Origin of the sequence: Streptomyces sp. NBC_01268 (assembly GCF_036240795.1) — a bacterium.
GTDB lineage: Bacteria > Actinomycetota > Actinomycetes > Streptomycetales > Streptomycetaceae > Streptomyces.
Genome location: NZ_CP108454.1, coordinates 7,373,759 through 7,391,365 on the forward strand (window position 1 = coordinate 7,373,759; position 17,607 = coordinate 7,391,365).

Annotated in this window: 16 protein-coding genes; 2 read left to right on the forward strand and 14 right to left on the reverse strand. The window is 76.0% G+C overall.

What is annotated here, in order from left to right; all coding sequences use genetic code 11:
- Positions 1–12: 12 nt before the first annotated feature.
- Positions 13–678 (forward strand): Tat pathway signal sequence domain protein, encoded by a 666-nt coding sequence (locus tag OG309_RS33245; protein WP_329426606.1) that lies wholly within the window; start codon positions 13–15, stop codon positions 676–678.
- Positions 679–920: 242 nt separating this feature from the next.
- Here OG309_RS33245 and OG309_RS33250 read toward each other — a convergent pair whose 3' ends face one another.
- Both OG309_RS33250 and OG309_RS33255 read right to left on the reverse strand, forming a co-directional pair.
- Positions 921–1,292, reverse strand: a complete 372-nt coding sequence (locus OG309_RS33250; protein WP_329426608.1) for an STAS domain-containing protein — start codon at positions 1,290–1,292, stop codon at positions 921–923.
- Between the two features lie 104 nt (positions 1,293–1,396).
- On the reverse strand, positions 1,397–2,881 hold the full coding sequence (locus tag OG309_RS33255; RefSeq protein ID WP_329426610.1) for an alpha/beta hydrolase: 1,485 nt from the start codon (positions 2,879–2,881) through the stop codon (positions 1,397–1,399).
- A gap of 301 nt (positions 2,882–3,182) precedes the next feature.
- Between OG309_RS33255 and OG309_RS33260 the strand changes: the two genes are divergently transcribed.
- Positions 3,183–4,154, forward strand: coding sequence for a helix-turn-helix domain-containing protein (locus tag OG309_RS33260; RefSeq protein WP_329426611.1), 972 nt, complete (start codon positions 3,183–3,185; stop codon positions 4,152–4,154).
- Here the strand turns inward: OG309_RS33260 and OG309_RS33265 are convergent.
- The 12 genes from OG309_RS33265 to OG309_RS33320 form a co-directional block, all read right to left on the reverse strand.
- The gene (locus tag OG309_RS33265) at positions 4,106–5,509 is read right to left on the reverse strand and encodes an NADase-type glycan-binding domain-containing protein (protein WP_329426612.1); all 1,404 of its coding nucleotides are present in this window, start codon (positions 5,507–5,509) and stop codon (positions 4,106–4,108) included. The genes OG309_RS33260 and OG309_RS33265 overlap by 49 nt on opposite strands.
- On the reverse strand, positions 5,506–6,108 hold the full coding sequence (locus tag OG309_RS33270; protein ID WP_329426614.1) for a phage tail protein: 603 nt from the start codon (positions 6,106–6,108) through the stop codon (positions 5,506–5,508). Before OG309_RS33270 ends, OG309_RS33265 begins: the two co-directional genes overlap by 4 nt.
- Positions 6,105–8,138, reverse strand: coding sequence for a putative baseplate assembly protein (locus OG309_RS33275; RefSeq protein ID WP_329426615.1), 2,034 nt, complete (start codon positions 8,136–8,138; stop codon positions 6,105–6,107). The genes OG309_RS33270 and OG309_RS33275 overlap by 4 nt, the downstream gene beginning before the upstream one ends.
- 10 nt (positions 8,139–8,148) lie before the next feature.
- Positions 8,149–8,547 carry a GPW/gp25 family protein gene (locus tag OG309_RS33280; protein ID WP_132917962.1) on the reverse strand — a complete coding sequence of 133 codons (399 nt, stop codon included), beginning with the start codon at positions 8,545–8,547 and terminating at the stop codon, positions 8,149–8,151.
- A gap of 30 nt (positions 8,548–8,577) precedes the next feature.
- On the reverse strand, positions 8,578–10,416 hold the full coding sequence (locus OG309_RS33285) for a VgrG-related protein (RefSeq protein WP_329426618.1): 1,839 nt from the start codon (positions 10,414–10,416) through the stop codon (positions 8,578–8,580).
- The gene (locus OG309_RS33290) at positions 10,413–11,189 is read right to left on the reverse strand and encodes a CIS tube protein (RefSeq protein WP_329426619.1); all 777 of its coding nucleotides are present in this window, start codon (positions 11,187–11,189) and stop codon (positions 10,413–10,415) included. The genes OG309_RS33285 and OG309_RS33290 overlap by 4 nt, the downstream gene beginning before the upstream one ends.
- Position 11,190: 1 nt before the next feature.
- The gene (locus tag OG309_RS33295; protein WP_329426620.1) at positions 11,191–11,628 is read right to left on the reverse strand and encodes a phage tail protein; all 438 of its coding nucleotides are present in this window, start codon (positions 11,626–11,628) and stop codon (positions 11,191–11,193) included.
- 59 nt (positions 11,629–11,687) lie between these two features.
- The gene (locus tag OG309_RS33300; RefSeq protein WP_329426621.1) at positions 11,688–14,654 is read right to left on the reverse strand and encodes a hypothetical protein; all 2,967 of its coding nucleotides are present in this window, start codon (positions 14,652–14,654) and stop codon (positions 11,688–11,690) included.
- Positions 14,655–14,695: 41 nt separating this feature from the next.
- Complete coding sequence (locus tag OG309_RS33305; protein WP_329426623.1) at positions 14,696–14,851, reverse strand: DUF6760 family protein; 156 nt, start codon at positions 14,849–14,851, stop codon at positions 14,696–14,698.
- Positions 14,848–15,285 carry a hypothetical protein gene (locus tag OG309_RS33310; protein WP_329426625.1) on the reverse strand — a complete coding sequence of 146 codons (438 nt, stop codon included), beginning with the start codon at positions 15,283–15,285 and terminating at the stop codon, positions 14,848–14,850. The genes OG309_RS33305 and OG309_RS33310 overlap by 4 nt, the downstream gene beginning before the upstream one ends.
- Complete coding sequence (locus OG309_RS33315) at positions 15,285–15,728, reverse strand: phage tail protein (RefSeq protein WP_046912465.1); 444 nt, start codon at positions 15,726–15,728, stop codon at positions 15,285–15,287. The genes OG309_RS33310 and OG309_RS33315 overlap by 1 nt, the downstream gene beginning before the upstream one ends.
- A 96-nt stretch (positions 15,729–15,824) precedes the next feature.
- Positions 15,825–17,411 (reverse strand): phage tail sheath family protein, encoded by a 1,587-nt coding sequence (locus OG309_RS33320; protein WP_329426628.1) that lies wholly within the window; start codon positions 17,409–17,411, stop codon positions 15,825–15,827.
- Positions 17,412–17,607 lie beyond the last annotated feature (196 nt).

A 17,607-nucleotide genomic window follows, 5' to 3' on the forward strand; every position in this document is an offset into this window, starting at 1 on the left:
AAAGGAACCCCCATGGACAAGCGTGCCCTCACCGCGGCCTTAGGCGCCGCCGTCGCCGCCGTGCTCGCGATCACCGGCTCCGCCGCCGCGACCGCCTCCGCCGGAGAAGTCCTCACCACCGGCAGCCCGACCGGCCCCGCCGTCGCCTCCGGCGACGTCCTGTCCGCCTCGCTCTCCTCCGGGACCACGGCGAGAATCGCCACCACCCTGGGCGGCAGCACCGGCATCACCTGCAACACCTCGGCGTTCACCGCCACGGCGAACACCAACCCGACGGCGCCCGGCACCGCGACCGAGACGGTCACGGCCCACACGCTCAGCACCTGTACCACCAACATCATCGGTGCCACCGGCGTGCAGAGCATCACCGTCAACAACCTGCCGTTCGCGGCTTCCGTCACCTCCGGCGGCTCGCTCACCGTCTCGGCGGGCGCCGCGGGGCCGATCCAGACCACGCTGAAGATCAACACGATCCTCGGCGTGACCACCTGCGTCTACCGGGCGGGCAGCCTGACCGCCACGCCGTCCAACACGGACAACTCGCTCAGCTTCAAGGACCAGCTGTTCACCAAGTTCAGCGGCCCCGGCACCTGCCCGGCCAACGGCTACTTCACCGCCAAGTACGGGCCGGTGCGCGACACCACCCAGGCCGGCAGCCCGGTCGTCTTCGTCAACTGACCCTCCGGCTCCCGCCGTCACCTCCTGGCCGCCGCACCGTGGCGGCCAGGAGGTCCTCGCGCGCGCCGGCGCCCGGCCCCGGACCGCGCGGGTACCGTGCATCGCCGGGGCCACTGCGCCCGCGCCGCCCGGCATACCGGGGGCCCTGCTCAGGGAGGACGGCGAGACCGGGGGTGCGGCTGCCCCAGGGGTGCGCGATCCGGTCCACCGACGCTTCCCTCACCCCTCCGCGGGCCGGGCCGTCACGACGGCCCTTCCTCGGGCGCCACGTCCGCCGTGGACGGGAGGTAACGGAACAGGTCCTCGGCCCGGGTGAGCTCCAGCAGCCGGATCATCTGGTGGCCGGGCGACGCCAGGACGAGCCGGTGGCCCTCCTCCAGGGCCTTCGTCCTGGCGGTCAGCAGGGTGCTGAGCCCGGCCGAGTCGCAGAAGGAGGAGTTCCACAGGTCGACGACGATGTCCGAGCCCGCCGGCGCCTGCGCGAGCGCCTCCGCGAAGGAGGCGCGCAGTCGCTCCTTGTGTCCGAGGTCCATGTCGCCGCGTACCCGGACCACGTACGGGACGGGCTCGGGGCCGGTGTCAGGGCTGCTTGCCTGCGCCTTGCCGGTGGCCATGGTGTTCGCACCTCCTGGGGGCATCGTGCTTCTGCCCCGTGCGGGCCGGCGCATGCCCGCGCCGCACCCGTCGGTGGACCCGGTGCCGGGCGCGCCCCTCTCCCTCAGCCGACGGACGTCGCCGTGTCCAGATGCCCGAGCACCGCGCGCGTCGCGCGGACCACGGCGGCGCGGGTGTCCTCCGTGTGGTCGAGGGTCTCGAAGCCGTGGTGGCCGAGCGGGGCGTCGACCACGTCCACGGCGGCGCCGGCCTTCGCGGCGGCGGTCAGGAACTCCTCCACCGCCGCCGCGAACACCTCGTGCTCCAGCCCCGCCCGGATCAGCACCAACGGCGGGCTCGCCGCCGCCACCGTCCCGGCCGGCCTGAAGCGCGGGTGCACCGCGCGCCAGCTGGGCGGTGGAGCGAGGACGGGGTAGCTCAGGGCCACCGTCCGGAGCCAGGGCGGCGGTGCCGCGAGCCAGTCGGCCGAGAGCAGACCGCCGGCCGACAGGAACCACAGCGCGATCCGGTCCCCGTCCACGCGCGGATCGGCACGGACGAGCTCCACCGCCTCGGCCAGGTCCTCGGCCGCGCGCGGATAGTCCCCCAGGTCGTGCAGGCGGTGGTCCAGGGTCGCCCCCACCACGCCCAGGCCGGCCACGTAGCGGGCGTAGCCGAGCAGGGTCGTCGAGTCCCGGGGCGTCGGCCGCGCGTCGGGCGACACCGGCCCGCCGTGCACGAACAGCACCGCCGGGCGCGGCCCCTCGGCCTCCGGCAGGTGCAGATCGACCCGCCCCTCGCGCTCCCGGGGCCGCTCGGCGACGTCCAGGAGGAAGGTGCCCGCGTGCGCCGGACGCGTCGGCTCCGGCGCCGCCACCCGGTGCCCCTCGTCGGCGGCGGCCCGCAGCAGCGCCCCGGCCAGTTCGCCGGGAGCGGAGAGCATCGGCCAGTGCCCGGTGCCCAGTTCGAGGAAGCCGACCCGCGGATCGGCGAGCACCCGGAACGCCGGCGGGCCCGTCGCGACCAGCAGCTCGACCATCGCGATCCCGGAGCCGTTCGCCGTGCACAGCACCCCGGTCGTCGGCCGGTCGAAGGGACTGCCGGCCAGCCGCAGCGGCTGGGTCAGCGTCCGCGCCGGCTGCGGCACGGAGAGCCGGTCCAGCCGGGCCAGCGCCTCCGCCGGGATCCCGTCCAGACTGCCCCAGCGCCGCCACCCCTCGCCCGACGGCGGCGCCACGAACCCGTCCCGCTCCACGGTCCCCTCGGGGGCGAGCGCGAGCGCCGCGTCGCCGTCCCCCGGCATCCCCGCGTCCAGGTACACCACCCGCGCCACCCGCCCGGGCCGCCGGTCGGCGGCGCCCAGCACGGGGTGGATGCCGTAGTCGTGCCCGACGAGCACCACCTCGGACGCGCCGCAGGCGTCGATCGCCCGCACCACGTCCGCGACATGCGTCTCCAGATCCGTCTCCGGCCCCCCGGGCGGCCCGTCCACCATCCCCGTCAGCCCCACCGGAAGCGCCTCGGCCCCCGCGTCCCGCAGCCGGTCCGCGACCTCCCCCCACACCCAGCCCCCGGTGAAGGGCCCCGACACCAATACGAATGCGGTCATCGTCTCGTCTCCTCGCGTTCCTCGTGACGGGGGGACGGTAGGAACTCCCCCTGGGGGAGGTTCAAGCGGGACGCGGAGGGGCTGCACCGTCGAGTACCGGTCTCCGGTCTTCTCGCGGGCGTGCCAGGGGCGCCCCTTCCTGCGACGGGAGTCGTGACCCTTCCTGGCCGCCGCCTGGCCACCGACCGGCCGCCGCCCGGCCGCCGTCCCGGCCGGAGACTCCGGGGCGCCGCGCGGTGCCCGATCGGCCACCGGCCGCGGAGGATAGCCTGGTGGCTCTCGGCGGGGGAGGGGTCGCGGCGTGTCGCCAGAGGAGCTGTGGAGCATCGGGGAGCTCGCCGAACGCGCGGGCGTCACCGTCAAGACCGTCCGCTTCTACTCCGACCGGGGACTGCTGCCCGAGGCCGGGCGCAGCGGCGGCGGCCATCGGCGGTACGGGCCCGAGGCCCTGGACCGGATCCGACTGATCCGCTCGCTGCGCACGCTCGACCTGCCCGTCGCGGACGTCGGACGGGTGCTCGACCGCGACGACGACCTGGAGGACGTGGTCGCACAGCGGCTGCGGGAGGTCGGCGGCCGGCTCGCCGCCCTGCGCTGGCAGGAGGCCTCCCTCCGGCTCCTCCAGGACTGCACCCCCGAGGAGCGCGTCGAGCGGCTCCGGCTCCTCGGGACCGTGCCCGTACCGCCCGACACGACGGCCCTGGCACGCTTCTGGCGCCGCACGCTGCCCGTACGGCTGCCGTCCGGGCTCGCCGCCGCGGTCGTCGGCGTCGCCGTGCCCGACCCGCCCGAGGACCCGACCCCCGCCCAGGTGCTGGCCTTCGCCCGCCTGCACGAGCTCGTCGCCCGCGCGCCCGCCCCCGTCGTGCACCTCGCCGGCCTCGACCACCGGCCCGCCGTGCTGTACGAGGGCCTCGGCGAGGCGTACGCCCTCGCGGCGGCGCACCTGCGGGCGGGCCGCCAGCCCGCCGGGGGCGAGGCGCTCGACTGCTTCGTCGCCGCCTACGCCGCCGCGCTCGGCGTGCCCGACACCCGCGCCTTCCGGCGGCGTCTCGCCGGGCTGATGATCCAGGGCGCCGACCCGCTGATCGCCCGCTACTGGGAGCTGGCGGCGGAGGCGGCGGCGCCGGCCGCCGGCCGCGCGGAACCGACGGCGGGCGCGTCCCACCACTGGCTCTGCGTGGCCCTGAAGACCGGCCCCGGGACGCGCCCGTTCCCGACCGGTCAGGAGAAGGAGCGGCCGAAGAACTCCAGCTCGGCGACGGCCACCTGACGCGTCGGGTCCGCCCGCCACGCCGTGCGCACCACCAGCCGCACCGACACGGCGTCCCGCACCCGCAGCTCGATCTTCTGGGTGCCGCCGTCGTTGATCCGGTGCTGGGAGACGTGCGTCTCGCCCGCCGAGTCCGTGACCACCAGGTCGAAGGTGCGCGGCGTCGCCTGCCCGTCGGCCCGGGTGGTGTTCTTCCCGCTGCCGGGCGTGATCAGGACCGCCAGCAGATCGGTCGGCTCGCCGAACAGCGCCTCCAGGTACTGGCCCGCCGAGTCGCCCGCGTACCCGGTGCCCCACCAGGTGTTGGAGTAGCCGTCGCCCGCCATCGCCGCGCCCTGCTTCGGGGCGGAGTGCGAGGCGCGCCAGGCCGCCGGATGGACCGGGGCCCGGTCGGCGAAGTGGTCCTGCACCGCGCGGGCGGCCGGCGGCCCGCCGAAGATGCCGCCCACGACCACGGCCACCACGGCGGTCGTCGCCAGGGCCCGCACGATCCAGCGCCCCCGGTCCCGGGCGAGCCGGGGCCGCTGGCCCGCGTACGGGCCTTCGGCCTCGGTCAGCGGCCGCGCGACCAGCGGCGTCGCGCAGAGCCGGCAGAAGTGCCGCCCGGGGGTGTTGGCGGTCCCGCAGGCGGGGCACGGCGTGCCGCCCCGCGCCACCACGGGCGCCTCGGCCGTCCGTACCGTCGGCCGGGGCGCGTCCGGGCGGCCCGGCAGCACGGCGGCCGGGACGGACGGGTCGCTCTCCGGGACGGGGACGAGGAGGGCGCGCGCGACGGTGTCGGACGGGCCGGTGGCGCGAGCGGGCGCGGGAGTGGGGGTGGGGGTGGGAACGGGGGCGGGGGCGGGTGTCGTCGGAATCTCGGGCGCGGCGGGGGCGCCGGACGTTTCCGACGCTCCGGACGCCTCCGCCGCCCCGGACGCCTCGACCGGGGAGGCGGTGGCCCGCTGGGCCGGGACCTCCGCGGCGGGCGCCGCCGCGGAACCGGCCCCGCTCCCCGCCCCGTTCGCGGCCCCGGCCCCGGCCCCGGACCCGTTCCCGGCAGGCGCCGCCGGTGCCCCGCCGTCCCCGCCGCCGTCCCCGGCGTCCCGTACCGCGGGCAGCGGCTCCGTGACGGCCTCGGACGCCGTGGCGCCCGTGCCCGTACCGCCGGTGCCCGTGGAGCCCGCCGCTCCGGCCGGGGTCGGCGAGCCGCCGTCCCGGGCGCCGTCCCCGTCGCCGGACCCGGACGCCGCCGGGCGCGCCGACGGCGTGTCCCAGCGGAGGAACGCGCCGCACGCGTCGCAGAAGGACTGGTCCGCCGCCCGGACCGGACGGGCGCAGTCCGGGCAGGGGCGGGGCTGGACGGTGTCACTCATGGGGTGGAGGCTCCTTCGGGTGCGGAAGCGGCGGTCACCGTGGTGGTGAACGGAAGATGGGCCGGGCGCGCGGCGGCCACGACCGCGCGCAGCCGGTACGTGTCCACGGCGCCCGGGTCGGCGACCCGGAGGGTGACGTGGAGTCCGGGCACGGGCGTGCCGGGGAACGGGCCGAGCGGACGCACCGACCAGTGCGCCCCGCCGCTCTCGACGACCTCCGGGGCGGTGCCGAAGGCGAGCCGTACCGCCGCCACGAGCCCGCGCCGGGTGCCGCGCACCCGGTGCAGCGCGACGGCCGCCGCGACGGCGCGGCGGCGGGTCTCCAGCGGCTCGGAGCCGTCGAGTTCGGCGCCGACCCAGGTCGCCAGGTAGTCGACGAAGTCGGCGGGGGCCAGCGCGGGCGAGAAGTACGCCTCCAGCGAGTCCAGCACGTTGAACAGGGGCGCGAGGACCACGTCCAGGCCCGACACGAACCGGCGGCCGAAGTCGTCCTCCGCGTACACGGCGGGCAGCGCGTCGCCCAGCGGGCAGGGCGTCGCCAGGCCCGGCACCGTGCCGCGCGCGGAACCGGCCGGTGCGCCGTGCCGCAGCCCGTTCACCGGGCCTCGATCACGCGGACGTGGTGGTCGAACGGGAACAGCAGCGCGGACGGGGCCAGTTCGATGCGGTCCGTCGCCTCGCCCCGGCGGCCGGTCAGCGGGTCGGCCGGGTGGAGCAGCACCTCGTCGACGAGCTCCACGCCCGGCACCCGCTGGAGGGCCGCGAAGATCTCCCCGGCGCGCAGCGGACGCCCGAACGGCCAGCCCTCGCCGTGCACCCCGCCGGTCAGTGGGTCGAGGTACGCGTAGAGCGCGTCCAGCGCGTCGGCCCGCACCTTCTCGGCCTTCACGGCCCGGAACGCGTGCAGCGTGGCCACCACCGTCGCCCCCTGGTAGAACGGCGGTCCGACCGCGAGACGGGTGCCGAGCGGACGCCGCTCGTCGAGGAAGTCCGTCACCCGGCCCAGCAGCTCCTCGCCGGGCACGAGCTGTTCGAAGCGCAGTCGGCCGCCCCGGTCGGGCACCGCCTGCGGCACCACGAGGACCCGCACCGCGTTGTCCCCGGACTCCGCCGCGTCCGCCGCCAGACAGGCGATCCGCGCGGCCTCGGGCGCGGCCCGGCGGGCCAGCTCCTCGTAGTCGCGGGCGGTGACCGCCCGCTCCTGGGCGCGCAGCGCGATCGGCGCGCGCAGCCTGGCCTCCTCGACGGTCTCCCCGTCCACCCCGCCGCGCGCCGCCTCACGGTTCTCGACCCGGGCGATGTACGGGATGGAGCTGCGCAGCACGCTGATCGCGGAGCGCGCGACATTGCCGGCCCGGCCGCCGCCGGTGCCGTACCGCGCCACGCGGATCGCCGCGCCCTTCGGCGGGACGGCACCGAACTGGCGCAGGGTGCCGTCGGGTTGGCGCACGCTCGGGCCGAACGCGATCTCGCCGGTCGTCGCGTCGAGGGTGAAGTGCCGGTCGCGGGGGCGGGAGGAGGCGAAGTCGGGGACGAGGGTCCATTCGCGCCAGCCCGTCGCCGTGTCGCCCTCGACCGCCGGGGCCGGACCGTCGGCGGCCCCGCCCTCGGGGCCTGTGGTGCCGGGCCCGTCCGTGTGCTCGGCGATCTGGAGCAGCATCGCCGGCCGGTGCACGACCGGCGCGTGGGTCAGCCGGAACCGCTGCCCCGCGACGCCCTCCGACGCCCCCAGCGACTCGTCCCGCACCGTCTCCGCGTGCGCCGCCCGCACCGTACCGCCGATGGTGAAGGCGCTCGCGGCACGGACCGTCGGCGACTCGCTGTACGCGGGCTGGCCCTCGGCCGCCTGGACGACCCGGCAGCGCACCCAGCCCGCCTCGTGCCGGCCCAGACGGGACAGGGCGTGCCCCGCCGGTATGTGCAGCACCACCTCGCCGGGCCGGTTGAGACCGCCCGTGGTGTCCTCGTCGACCTCGCAGCCGACCCAGCCGTCGGTCGCCGTCCACGCCTCCCACACCAGCGGGGGCATCCGCGGGTCCACGCCCACGCCGTCCACCCGGCTGTCCAGGCCGAGCACCAGGACACAGCCGGGGACGGCCGCCGACAGGCCGAAGAGCAGCAGGTCGCCGACGGACGGCAGCGGCGCGAACGCCGGCACGTCGGAGCCGCCGAGGACGTCCTGCGTCCGGTCCTCCGGCGTCTCGCCGGACGGCTGGCGCAGGAAGCGCGCCAGCTCGCACGGGACCACCGTCAGATCGTCGGTGGTGGCGAAGACGACCGCCTCCTCCGTCTCCGTACGCCCGGTCGACACCTCCGTGCCGGCCGGCAGCAGCACCGGCTCGGACTGCGGCGCCGACAGCCGGAACGTGACGTCGGCGTGGGCCGCGGCGGGCGGGAAGAGGGTGATGCCGAGGAGGTCGAGGAAGGCCAGGTGGTTCTTCTCCGGGACCCGGTTGAGGCGGTAGACCAGCTGGTCGGCCATGTGCGCGACGGCCTCGACGAGCGTGACGCCGGGGTCCGAGACGTTGTGGTCCGTCCATTCGGGACACGCCTGCTGGATGTAGCGCTTGGCGTCGTCGACGAACTGCTGGAAGCGGCGGTCGTCGAGATGGGGTGCGGGCAGGGCCATGGCGGCTCTTTCAGTCCTCGGAGGGGATGACGTAGAAGGGGAAGACGAGGTTGCGCGGATTGTTGGTGCCGCGCACCCGGTAGCGGACGTCGATGTGCAGCGTGGCCGGATCCCCCGGGGCCGGGGTCACCGTGACCTCCTCCACCTCGATGCGCGGCTCCCAGCGCTCCAGCGAGGTCAGCACCTCGTACCGGATCCGGCCCGTCGTCGCGTCGTTCACCGGCGCGAAGACCAGCTCGTGCACCGCGCAGCCGAACTCGGGCCGCATCGGCCGCTCGCCCGGCGCCGTCGCGAGCACCAGCCGCATCGACTCCTCGATCTCGCGGTCGCGCCGGACGAGCGCGATCGATCCGCTCGGCCCGGTGCGCAGCGGGAACGCCCAGCCCGCACCGACGAAATGCTCACTCATGGAAGGTCCTCTCTCCGCTCACGGGTCCCGTCAGAGCGGGGAGGCGGCGATGGCCGGATTCGGCAGCGGAACGGTGAAGGTGACGATGTTGGGGGCGTTGAGGACGGCCTGCGGCGCCGACGCCTTGAACCGCGTCCCCGCCTTGATGTCGACCCCGAGGGTCGACTTGATGTCCACGCCGGTACCCGCGTTGAGGCTGATCTTCCCCAACGCGGAGAGCGTGAGATCCGCCCCGGACTCCACCGTCACCCCTCGCGCGCCGCTGATCGTCACCGTGCCGTCGCTGTCGACGGTGAGCGTCGTGCGGGCCTCGTTCAGCTCGATGCTCAGCTTCCCCTGCGCGGTGCGCAGCCGGATGCCGTGCGAGGCGCGCGTCCGGCCGCCGCCCTCCTCGCGCAGCTCCACCGTGTGCCCGGTGCGGGAGGTCAGGGCCCGCCACTGCACCCGGCCGCTGGTCGGGTCGACCGGCGGCACCCGGTCGGTGGCCGGCGTGTGCTTGTCGACGCCGTTGTACAGCCCGGCCAGCACGTACGGGTGCTCCAGCGAGCCCCGGTCGAAGGCGCACAGCACCTCGTCGTCGACCTCCGGCAGCATCAGGCCGCCGCCCCCGCGCCCGCCCAGCTGCGCCACCCGGCACCAGTCGCTCTCGTACGTCGCCGACAGCCACGGGAAACGCAGCCGGACCCGGCCCAGCGACAGCGGGTCCTTGGTGTTGGTGACCAGCGCGACCGCCACGCCCGGCATCGGCGGCGCCGGTTCGCCGCCGCCCGCGGCCGTCCCGTACAGCGAACGGAACTGACGCCCCGACACGGTCAGCCAGGACGTGAACTGCCGCCCCGACGCGAAGACGTGCCGCACCCCGGTCGCCGTGTAGCGCCCCTCGAACGGGAACCCGGCGCCCTTCACCGCCACCGGCTGCCCCGGCTTCAGCTCCGGGTTGCCGGTCACGGCCACCTCCACCTCCGCGAACGAGCCCGTGACGTCGTCGGCGAGCGCGCGAGCCGCCTGCCGCACCTCCGACTGGGTGGTGAACGGGCGGTCCGCCAGGGTCAGTTCGGCCGTCCCGAACGGCGCCGAGAGCTGGGCCGGAGTGATGTCCGAGACGATCTCCGTACTGCTCGCCGCCGGCGTCGGCGAGGACAGCGCCTGCTTCGTCCGCGGATCCCAGCCCCGTACGTCGACCCGGCCGACCTGGCCCGCCGCCGTCACCGACACCCGGCTGTGCAGCGTGTTGTGCCCGAAGTCCAGGACGTACGGGCTCTGCGCGGCCGGCGTCGTGTCGGCGGGAGCGGACGCGGCGGGCGGCAGGGCGGCGAAGGTGAGCCGACCCGCCGGGTCGACCGCCAGGCGCACGTCGTTCGCCTGCGCGAGCCGCGACAGGAAGTCCCAGTCGGTGATGTTCGGCTGCGTCGCCAGCTCGTAGACCGTCGGCGTCGCGTCGACCTGCCCGAGCGGCACCCGGTTCAGCGCCGCCACCTTCCGCACGATGTCGGAGGCCGTCATGTTCGGATAGCCCTCGACCCGGCGGTTGCGCAGCAGCCGGTGCCCCGGGTCGTAACCGCGCACGATCAGGTACCGCCCCAGCGTCGGCGCCGCGTCCGTCTCCAGGGCCGTCACCTCGCCGGTCAGCATCGGCGCGCCGAGCCGCCCGTCGGTGAACGGCGACAGCACCGCCATCGCCCCCACCTTCAGGAAGGGGAACTTCTCCGTCAGCGTGCCGTCCTTGTCGCTGAAGGTCAGCTGGAACGCCGAGGGCACGTTGACGCTCGCGTCCACCCAGCCCTCCGTGAGCCGGACCGCGAGCGCGTCGGGGAGTGTCACCCCGTCCAGCTGCACGTGCAGGACGGTGGTGAAGGTCTTCTCGCTCATGCGGCGCCCTCGGTCGGCGATCGGAAGGTCGGTACGGAAGGTCGGACCGCCGCCGGGAGTTCGGCGGCGGACGGCAGCAGCAGCTCCGTGCCGGGGCTCAGCCGCATCGGGTCGTCGATGCCGTTCGCCTCGGCGATCACCCGCCAGCGGGTCGCGTCGCCGTACTCCCGCCAGGCCAGCGAGGCGAGCGAGTCACCGGCGACCGTGCGGTGCACCCGGCGCGCGGACAGCGCGCCGGACGTCGGGTTCTGCTTCTTCGTCTCCGACGCGACCTCGGTCAGCGACAGCGAACACGTCGCCCGGATCGGCACACCGCTCGGGCTGAACAGCGTGTACGTCGCCGACACGTTCGTCACGTACGCGACGAACTGCACCGTCGAGAACGAACCCCACGAGAACCGCACCCACGGCGGGCTCGGTGCCTTCGAGTCCACGCTCTGCGCCGTCACCTCGCAGCAGGACAGCAGCAGCTCCACCTGGTTCTGCACCGCCGTGGAACTCGGCGTCCCGGACGCGTCCAGGAACACCTCCAGCTCCAGTGACGCGGGCCGGCTGCCGGTGAACTTCGGCGGAGCGCCCCGGGTGTAGGCGACCGCGGGCTCCGTGTGCCAGTCCGCCGAACGGCTCAGCCGCAGCTGGTCCGGGTTGAACTGGAACTTCACCTCGCCGATCGCGCCGCCCATCGAGCCGCCCAGATCCGTCGGCGGCTGGTGGATCGACAACGAGGCCCGCGACAGACCGCGCGCCGCCTTACCGCCCGAGGGCGCCGCCATCTCAGGCCCCTCCCGCGTCGGTGAACCCGTGGTGCGCGATCTCCAGGGTCTCCGTCGCCACGGACGGGTTCCCCGGATCCAGACTCGGCCCGGTCCACCGGACCGGCAGCACCTCCACCAGACCCCACTGCGCCACCACCGACTTGTCGGCCCGCAGCGCGGCGATCTGCGCCGTCGGCCGGGTGATGCCCGTGGCCAGCGAGGAGATCCACGCGGCGACCCGCGCGGTGTCCGGGGTCAGCGGGCGCGTGAGACGGATGGTCGAGAACGTGACACGTGTGGGCAGCTGCCACACGAAGCCGTTGTTGCCGCCTTCTTGGCGCTGCTCCACCTCCACCTCGGAGGCGAGACCGTCACAGCCGTTGAACAGACCGAGGTCCTGACCGTCGATCGTCAGTCTGAAGAAGATGGTGGAGGCGGGATCCAGGGGCTGGGGCATAGGAGTTCTCTCGGACTCGGTGGGGAGGGTGGTGGCGGACGGTCGGGGGCGGCGCTCTCTCAGCGCCCGTGATCACGCAACCGGCCCACCCGCTCCCGGTCCGCCCGCAACTCGGCGCGCAGCAGCCGGGACAACGGCGTGACCAGCCGCCGCGCCAACTCGTCCAGCTGCGCGGGCGAAGCGGAGGCCGAGGCCGCCGCCTGCTCCGGAGCCGGCGCCGGCGTCGAGGAGCCGGCACCGGTCGACCGCTGCACGGGGGTACGGGGCGGGAGCGGGGTGGGGATGACGGGTGCGGGCGCGGGCGCGGCGGCCGGAGCCGGCGCGGTGGCCCTCGCCTGCACCGGACGGCTCGGCGCGGGCGCCGCCACGACGGCCGGTGCCTGCTGCACCGCGACCGGCGTGCGCACGGGCTGCGCGGGACGGGGCGCGGACAGGGGTACGACGGGGGGCGCGGGGGTGCGTCGCTGCACGGCGACGGGCCCTGCGGGGGCGGAGGGTGTGACGGGCACGGAGGGCACCGAGGGAGCCGGTTGCGCGGCGGGGGCCGGGGCGTTCGGGGCCGTGTGCCGAGGGGCGAGGGGGCGTGCCGTCGCCAGGGGCAGGGGCGCGGGCCCCGTCGTCCGGGCGAGGGGGAGGGCGATGCGCTGGACGGGGGCGGTGGGGCGGGACTCGGCCGGCGCGGGCGTCGTTGCCGCCGGCTCCCGTGCCGGGGCGGGGGTGCGCTGGACGGCGGGCTGCGTGGCGGGTGCGGCGGGCGGCTGCGGCGCCGGAGCGGCGGACGCGGCCGGAGGCGCCGTGGAGACTCCCGGCGAGGGAGAGGCGGCGGGAAGCGGGCTCGCCTTGGGCGCCGCCGGCCGCACAGGGTGCGTGGACGGAGCCGGAGGCGCCGTCGGCGTGAGGTGTGCGGGAGTGGCGGGCCGCGGATTCGCGGCCGCCGTGACCTGCGCCGGAAGGGCGGACGGAGCCGACGGGGTCGGGGGAGTGACCGGCGCCGGAGCGGTGGACGGGCCCTCCGTAGCCTGGGGCGCCCGCTGCACCGGAGCAGGGGACGGAGCCGAAGGCGCGGTGGGCGTGCTCCGTGCCGCAGTGGCGGACGGACCCTGGAGCGCCTGGGGCGCCCGCTGCACGGCAGGGGCCGACGCGGACGAGGCGGCCGCGGGGGTGGCCGGGGCCGGAGCGGCGGAACGGAGCGGGGTCGCCGTGTGCGAGGCCTGCGAGGGAGGGGTCGACGGAGCCGCCACCGCCGGGGGTGCCGCCTGAGCGGGAGCAGCCGACGGTGCCGGGGCCGCGGGCGGCGTGACCGGTGCGGGAGCCGCGGAAGGAGCCTGCGGTGCCGCGGGCCCGACCCGTCCCGGAGCGGGGGACGCGCCCGGCGCCGCCTGCGCGGGGGTGATCGGCGGACCGATCGGGGACCGGCGCGGCCGCGGCCCCGCCGGAGCCGGGGGCGTGTCCGCGACGGCTCGCTGGACCGGCGCGCCGACCCCCTTGCGGGGCGGGGCCGTCGGCGCCGCCGTGCTCCAGTCCGCGCCCGGAGCGCGGCGGGAGCGGCGCACCGGGGGGCCGGACCGGGCGACGGCGTCGCCGGCCGGGGTCCCGGGCCCGTCGAGGGGAGACGGGCCCGGGACGTCGAGGGGCCGGGCGGGGGCCGCGGCCGGGGTGGGAACGGGCTGTGGGCTCGTGGCGGTGCTCCGGGCGGCGGTGACGGTGTCCGGGGCGGGAGCGGGGGCGGGGGCGGTCGCCCGGTCTTCCTGGGCGGACTTCGTCCGCTGGACCGGGGGCGTCGGCTGCTGCGCGCCGGGCGCGCCGACAGGGGCCAGGCGTCGCTGCGGTGCCGTGCCGGCCGTGGCCCGGGCCGTGGTGAGGAAGGCCTCGCGTACGGGACGGGCCACGGGCGTGGCGCGACCGTCTGCAGCGGGCCGAACCGGGTGCGCCGGTTCGGCCCGCTGAACGGCAGGGGTGCTCGGCACGGGGGAGGGGCCCACGGCCGAATCGCCCCTGGCGGGGAGCGCCGCAGGGTCGGCGCTCGTCTCGGGGGCGCGCTGGACGGGGGCGGCGGCTGCCGCGGTGTCCTGCGCGCGCGTGGGGGCGGGTGCCGTCCGGGTGGCCGGAACGACGGGCCGCGCGGGCTCCGCCGCCCGAGGTGCCCGCGGCGTCGTGGCGGAGCGCTCGGCGGGCGCGCCCGAGGCCTCGTCGCCCTGCGGGGCCGAGGTCTGGTGCGCCGTCCCGGTCGCCCGGCCGACGGACGCCGCGCCGGTAGCCGCCGCGTCCGGCCGGGCCGCCGCCCGCTGGACGGGCGCGGCCGCGGCGGCAGGCGCCGAGCCCGCGGCCGGGGCAGTGGCCTGCCGGACGGGGGAAGCCGGACCGGGCGCGTGCGGCGCACCGGCCGCCCGGTTCACGGGCGTGGCGGCAGGGGTGGTGTCCGCCGCCGACCGGGCGGACACGGCGGCGTCGGTCTCCGCCGCCCGCTGGACAGCGGTGGCCCCGGCCGCCGCGCCCGGCACGCCGGGCGCCCGTCGGCCGGGGGTGCCGGCCGTGCGGGTGTCGGTCGCCCGCCGGCCGGGCGAGGCCGCGGCACCGGTGCGCGCCGCCCGCTGGGCGGTCGCGGCACTCGCCGGAGCCGAGGCGGCACCCGTGGTCCGCCCGGCAGGCCCGGCCGCCGCCACGGCACCGGCCGCCCCGGTCGCGTCGCCCTCTCGGGCGCCCTCCGGCGTTGTCACCGGCAGCCGTACGGCCGGGAGTTCGGTGCCGGTCGGGCGGTCCGGGAGCACGCGGACGGCGTCGAGGAGGAGGCCGCTCGGGGCGGACGGGGTCCTGCCGTGGCCGAGTTCACGCTGGAACGAGGGGTCCGCGTGGGTCGCGAGAGCGGTGGAGAAGGACGGGTCGGCGACCCGCTGCGGCGGGGCGAGGACGCGCTGGACCGGCGGGAGCGCCGCCCACGCGTCGCCCGGGCCCGTCCGCGGCGCGGCCTCCGGCGCCGGCGACGTGTCGCCCGAGCCGCCGCGGCGCGACTTCCACCTGCCGAACATTCCCATCCCCTCCTGCTCCCTCACTGCTCACGTACGCCCGCCTAGACCTGGGCCGACCGCTCCACCAGCGACGCGGCCCGCTCGACGTACCGCCGTCGGTCCCCGTGTTCGAGGTCCAGGACGTCGTCCAGGGACCAGTGGAAGTGGTAGGCGAGGTACGCGGTCTCCTCCTCGATGCGGTCGGCCGCGTACGTCACGATTCCCCCAGGCGGCTCCCGGCCAGCTCGACCTCGAAGGACTCCGAGCAGTGCGGGCAGGCCACGGCGGCCCGGGTGTGGCCCTCCGCGTTGATCTGCCGGTAGAAGTCCTGCAGGAAGGCCAGGTCGGAGGCGAACATGTTCTCCACCGTCCCGTCGTGCACCGACGGCAGCGTGCCCAGCCGGGTGACGACCCGGCCCAGCAGGACGACCGACAGGTACGCGGGGTTCTCCCGGACCCGGACGTCGCGCAGCGGGACGAGCTCGTCCCGGGCGGTCGCCAGCCGCATCGCACCCCGGCGGTGCACGGTGCCGGACTCGTCGACGTACCCGCGCGGCAGCTCGAACTCGAACTCCGTGCGCAGCGGCTCGCGTCGCTCCTCGGCGGCTGCGGAAGGGGACGCGGGCGCGCCCCCGGGGCCTTCGCGTCGCATTACTCGATGACCAGCTCTTCGAACACGATGGTGACGGTCTCGGTGAGCGCGGCGGCGTCGCCGGCCTTGACCCCGCTCGTGTCGACCTTGCTGCACCAGGCGTTGCGCAGGTTGTACCGCTTCACCGGGTTGTTCTGGTAGTCCATCATCATGATCGTGGCGTTCTTGCGCGCCGATCCCATGTCGCCCGCGATGGACTGGTTGATCCACTCGTTGAAGGTGGCGCTCTGCGTCATGCCGCGCACGACCGTGCACTGACCGGCCTTCTTCACGCCGGGCATCTTCTTCACGACGGGCTTGCCGTCGGCCGAGACCTGCTGGTACTCGATGACGTCCTGCTCCATCGACAGGCCGCTGACCTCCTGGAGGTACTCGACCATGACGCCGTCGATCTGGAGGCCGAAATTATGGGTGGTGAGGGCGTCACCGGGCTGCAGGGACATGCGGGGTCACTCCTTGGTTCTGGTTCGTCGAGAAAGGGCGCGGTCGGCGCGCGGGGCGGGGCGGGAGGGGGTTCCTCCCGCCGGGGAGGCGGGCTCCTACTCCTCCAGCTCGCCCCCGCCGCCCTGGAACTGCGCCAGCCGGAAGACCACGAACTCCGCCGGCTTGACCGGCGCGATGCCGATCTCGCAGACCACGCGGCCGAGGTCCACGGACTCCGGCGGGTTGGTCTCCTCGTCGCACTTCACGTAGAACGCGTCCTCGGGGCGCTGCCCGAAGAGCGCGCCGGAGCGCCACTCGTTCACCAGGAACGCCGAGATGTTGCGCCGGATCCGGGCCCACAGGGCCTGGTCGTTCGGCTCGAAGACGACCCACTGGGTGCCGATGAGGATCGACTCTTCGAGGTAGTTGAAGTAGCGGCGCACGTTGAGGTAGCGCCACGCGGGGTCGGAGGCCAGGGTGCGGGCGCCCCACACGCGGATGCCGCGGCCGGGGAAGGCCCGGATGCAGTTGACGCCGACGGGGTTGAGCAGGTCCTGCTCGCCGCGGGTGATCTGGAGCTCCAGGTCGACGGCGCCGCGGACGATCTCGTTGGCCGGCGCCTTGTGCACGCCGCGCTCGGAGTCGTTGCGGGCCCACACGCCGGCCATGTGGCCCGACGGCGGGACGGTGCGGGTCTGGCCGGTGGCCGGGTCGAAGGCCTTGATCCAGGGGTAGTAGAGGGCCGCGTAGCGCGAGTCGTAACCGGCCGTCTCCTGCCGCCACCTGCGGATGTCGCGGGCGTTCATGGCGGGCGGCGGGTCGAGCACCGCCATCCGGTCGCCCATCAGCTCGCAGTGCGCGATGAGGCCGAGCTGGACGGCCTTGACCTGCTCCAGGTCGATGAGGCCCTGCTGGTAGGCGGCCATCAGGTCGGGCACGGCGACCATGGTGATCTCGTCGAGCGCCTCCAGACCGCCGAAGCCGGTGCGGTCCGCCGAGTCGCCGATGAACTGGCCCGACTCCAGGGCCTTGTCCTGGCCGGTGCGGGCCGCGGGCACGGCCAGGGCGGCCGGGGCGGGCGGGGTGAGCGTCACCGACTGCGCCTCGGGGCGGGCCGGCGCGGCGCCGGCCGTCTCCTCGACCACGATCGTCTTGGACCGCTGGCGGACCTGGGTGACGACGAAGTTGCGGGCGCTCTTCTTCGCGCTGACGTCGAAGCTCTCGACGGCCTTGTCGCCGTCCTTCACGACCAGCTTGAAGCGCTCGTCGTCGCCCTCGGCCTCCTGCACCTCGACGGTGAGCGTGCCGTCCGCGCCGGAACCGGCGGCGATCGCGGCGACCCGGAAGGCGCCGAGCGCGACGGCGGTGCCGGGCAGCAGCTCCTTCGGGGCGTCCGTACCGCTCGTACCGGCGGCCGCGGGCAGCGCTCCGGAGGCGTCCCCGCCGCCGACCCGGACGATGTACGCGGCGGTGCCACCGTTGTTGAAGAAGCCGTAGACGGAGTGCGCCAGGTAGTACCCGTCCGCGAAGTCGCCGAAGGAGGCCACGTACTGGGACCAGTTGGTCACCAGCGTCGGCTCGTGCAGCGGTCCGGTCGGCGCGAGCCCGACGAACGCGGCGACGGAGGTGCCGACCCCCTCGATGGGGCGGGAGCCGCTGGCGACTTCCTCGACGTAGACACCGGGGGAGAGGTAGGTGGGCATGGGTACGTGCGCTCCTCGATGGGTACGGAGGACGGGAAAGGGGCGGTGACGCTTCCGACTCTCTCCCGCCCGCGCGCCCCGGCGCGTGGACGAACGGGCGGCGCCGAGGGCAGCGATCGCTGCCTCACCGGACACCCGGAAGGGCAGCCCGTACGGAAGGGCAGCCCGGCCTGCCCCCACCCCGGGACCTTCGGAC

Bases quoted from the DNA above. Each gene is read 5' to 3' on its own strand.
- OG309_RS33295 (WP_329426620.1), bottom strand. From the start codon at position 11,628: ATGCCCCAGCCCCTGGATCCCGCCTCCACCATCTTCTTCAGACTGACG.
- OG309_RS33250 (WP_329426608.1), bottom strand. From the start codon at position 1,292: ATGGCCACCGGCAAGGCGCAGGCAAGCAGCCCTGACACCGGCCCCGAG.
- OG309_RS33265 (WP_329426612.1), bottom strand. From the start codon at position 5,509: ATGAGTGACACCGTCCAGCCCCGCCCCTGCCCGGACTGCGCCCGTCCG.
- OG309_RS33255 (WP_329426610.1), bottom strand. From the start codon at position 2,881: ATGACCGCATTCGTATTGGTGTCGGGGCCCTTCACCGGGGGCTGGGTG.
- OG309_RS33275 (WP_329426615.1), bottom strand. From the start codon at position 8,138: ATGGCCCTGCCCGCACCCCATCTCGACGACCGCCGCTTCCAGCAGTTC.
- OG309_RS33285 (WP_329426618.1), bottom strand. From the start codon at position 10,416: ATGAGCGAGAAGACCTTCACCACCGTCCTGCACGTGCAGCTGGACGGG.
- OG309_RS33290 (WP_329426619.1), bottom strand. From the start codon at position 11,189: ATGGCGGCGCCCTCGGGCGGTAAGGCGGCGCGCGGTCTGTCGCGGGCC.
- OG309_RS33280 (WP_132917962.1), bottom strand. From the start codon at position 8,547: ATGAGTGAGCATTTCGTCGGTGCGGGCTGGGCGTTCCCGCTGCGCACC.
- OG309_RS33245 (WP_329426606.1), top strand. From the start codon at position 13: ATGGACAAGCGTGCCCTCACCGCGGCCTTAGGCGCCGCCGTCGCCGCC.
- OG309_RS33300 (WP_329426621.1), bottom strand. From the start codon at position 14,654: ATGTTCGGCAGGTGGAAGTCGCGCCGCGGCGGCTCGGGCGACACGTCG.
- OG309_RS33310 (WP_329426625.1), bottom strand. From the start codon at position 15,285: ATGCGACGCGAAGGCCCCGGGGGCGCGCCCGCGTCCCCTTCCGCAGCC.
- OG309_RS33320 (WP_329426628.1), bottom strand. From the start codon at position 17,411: ATGCCCACCTACCTCTCCCCCGGTGTCTACGTCGAGGAAGTCGCCAGC.
- OG309_RS33315 (WP_046912465.1), bottom strand. From the start codon at position 15,728: ATGTCCCTGCAGCCCGGTGACGCCCTCACCACCCATAATTTCGGCCTC.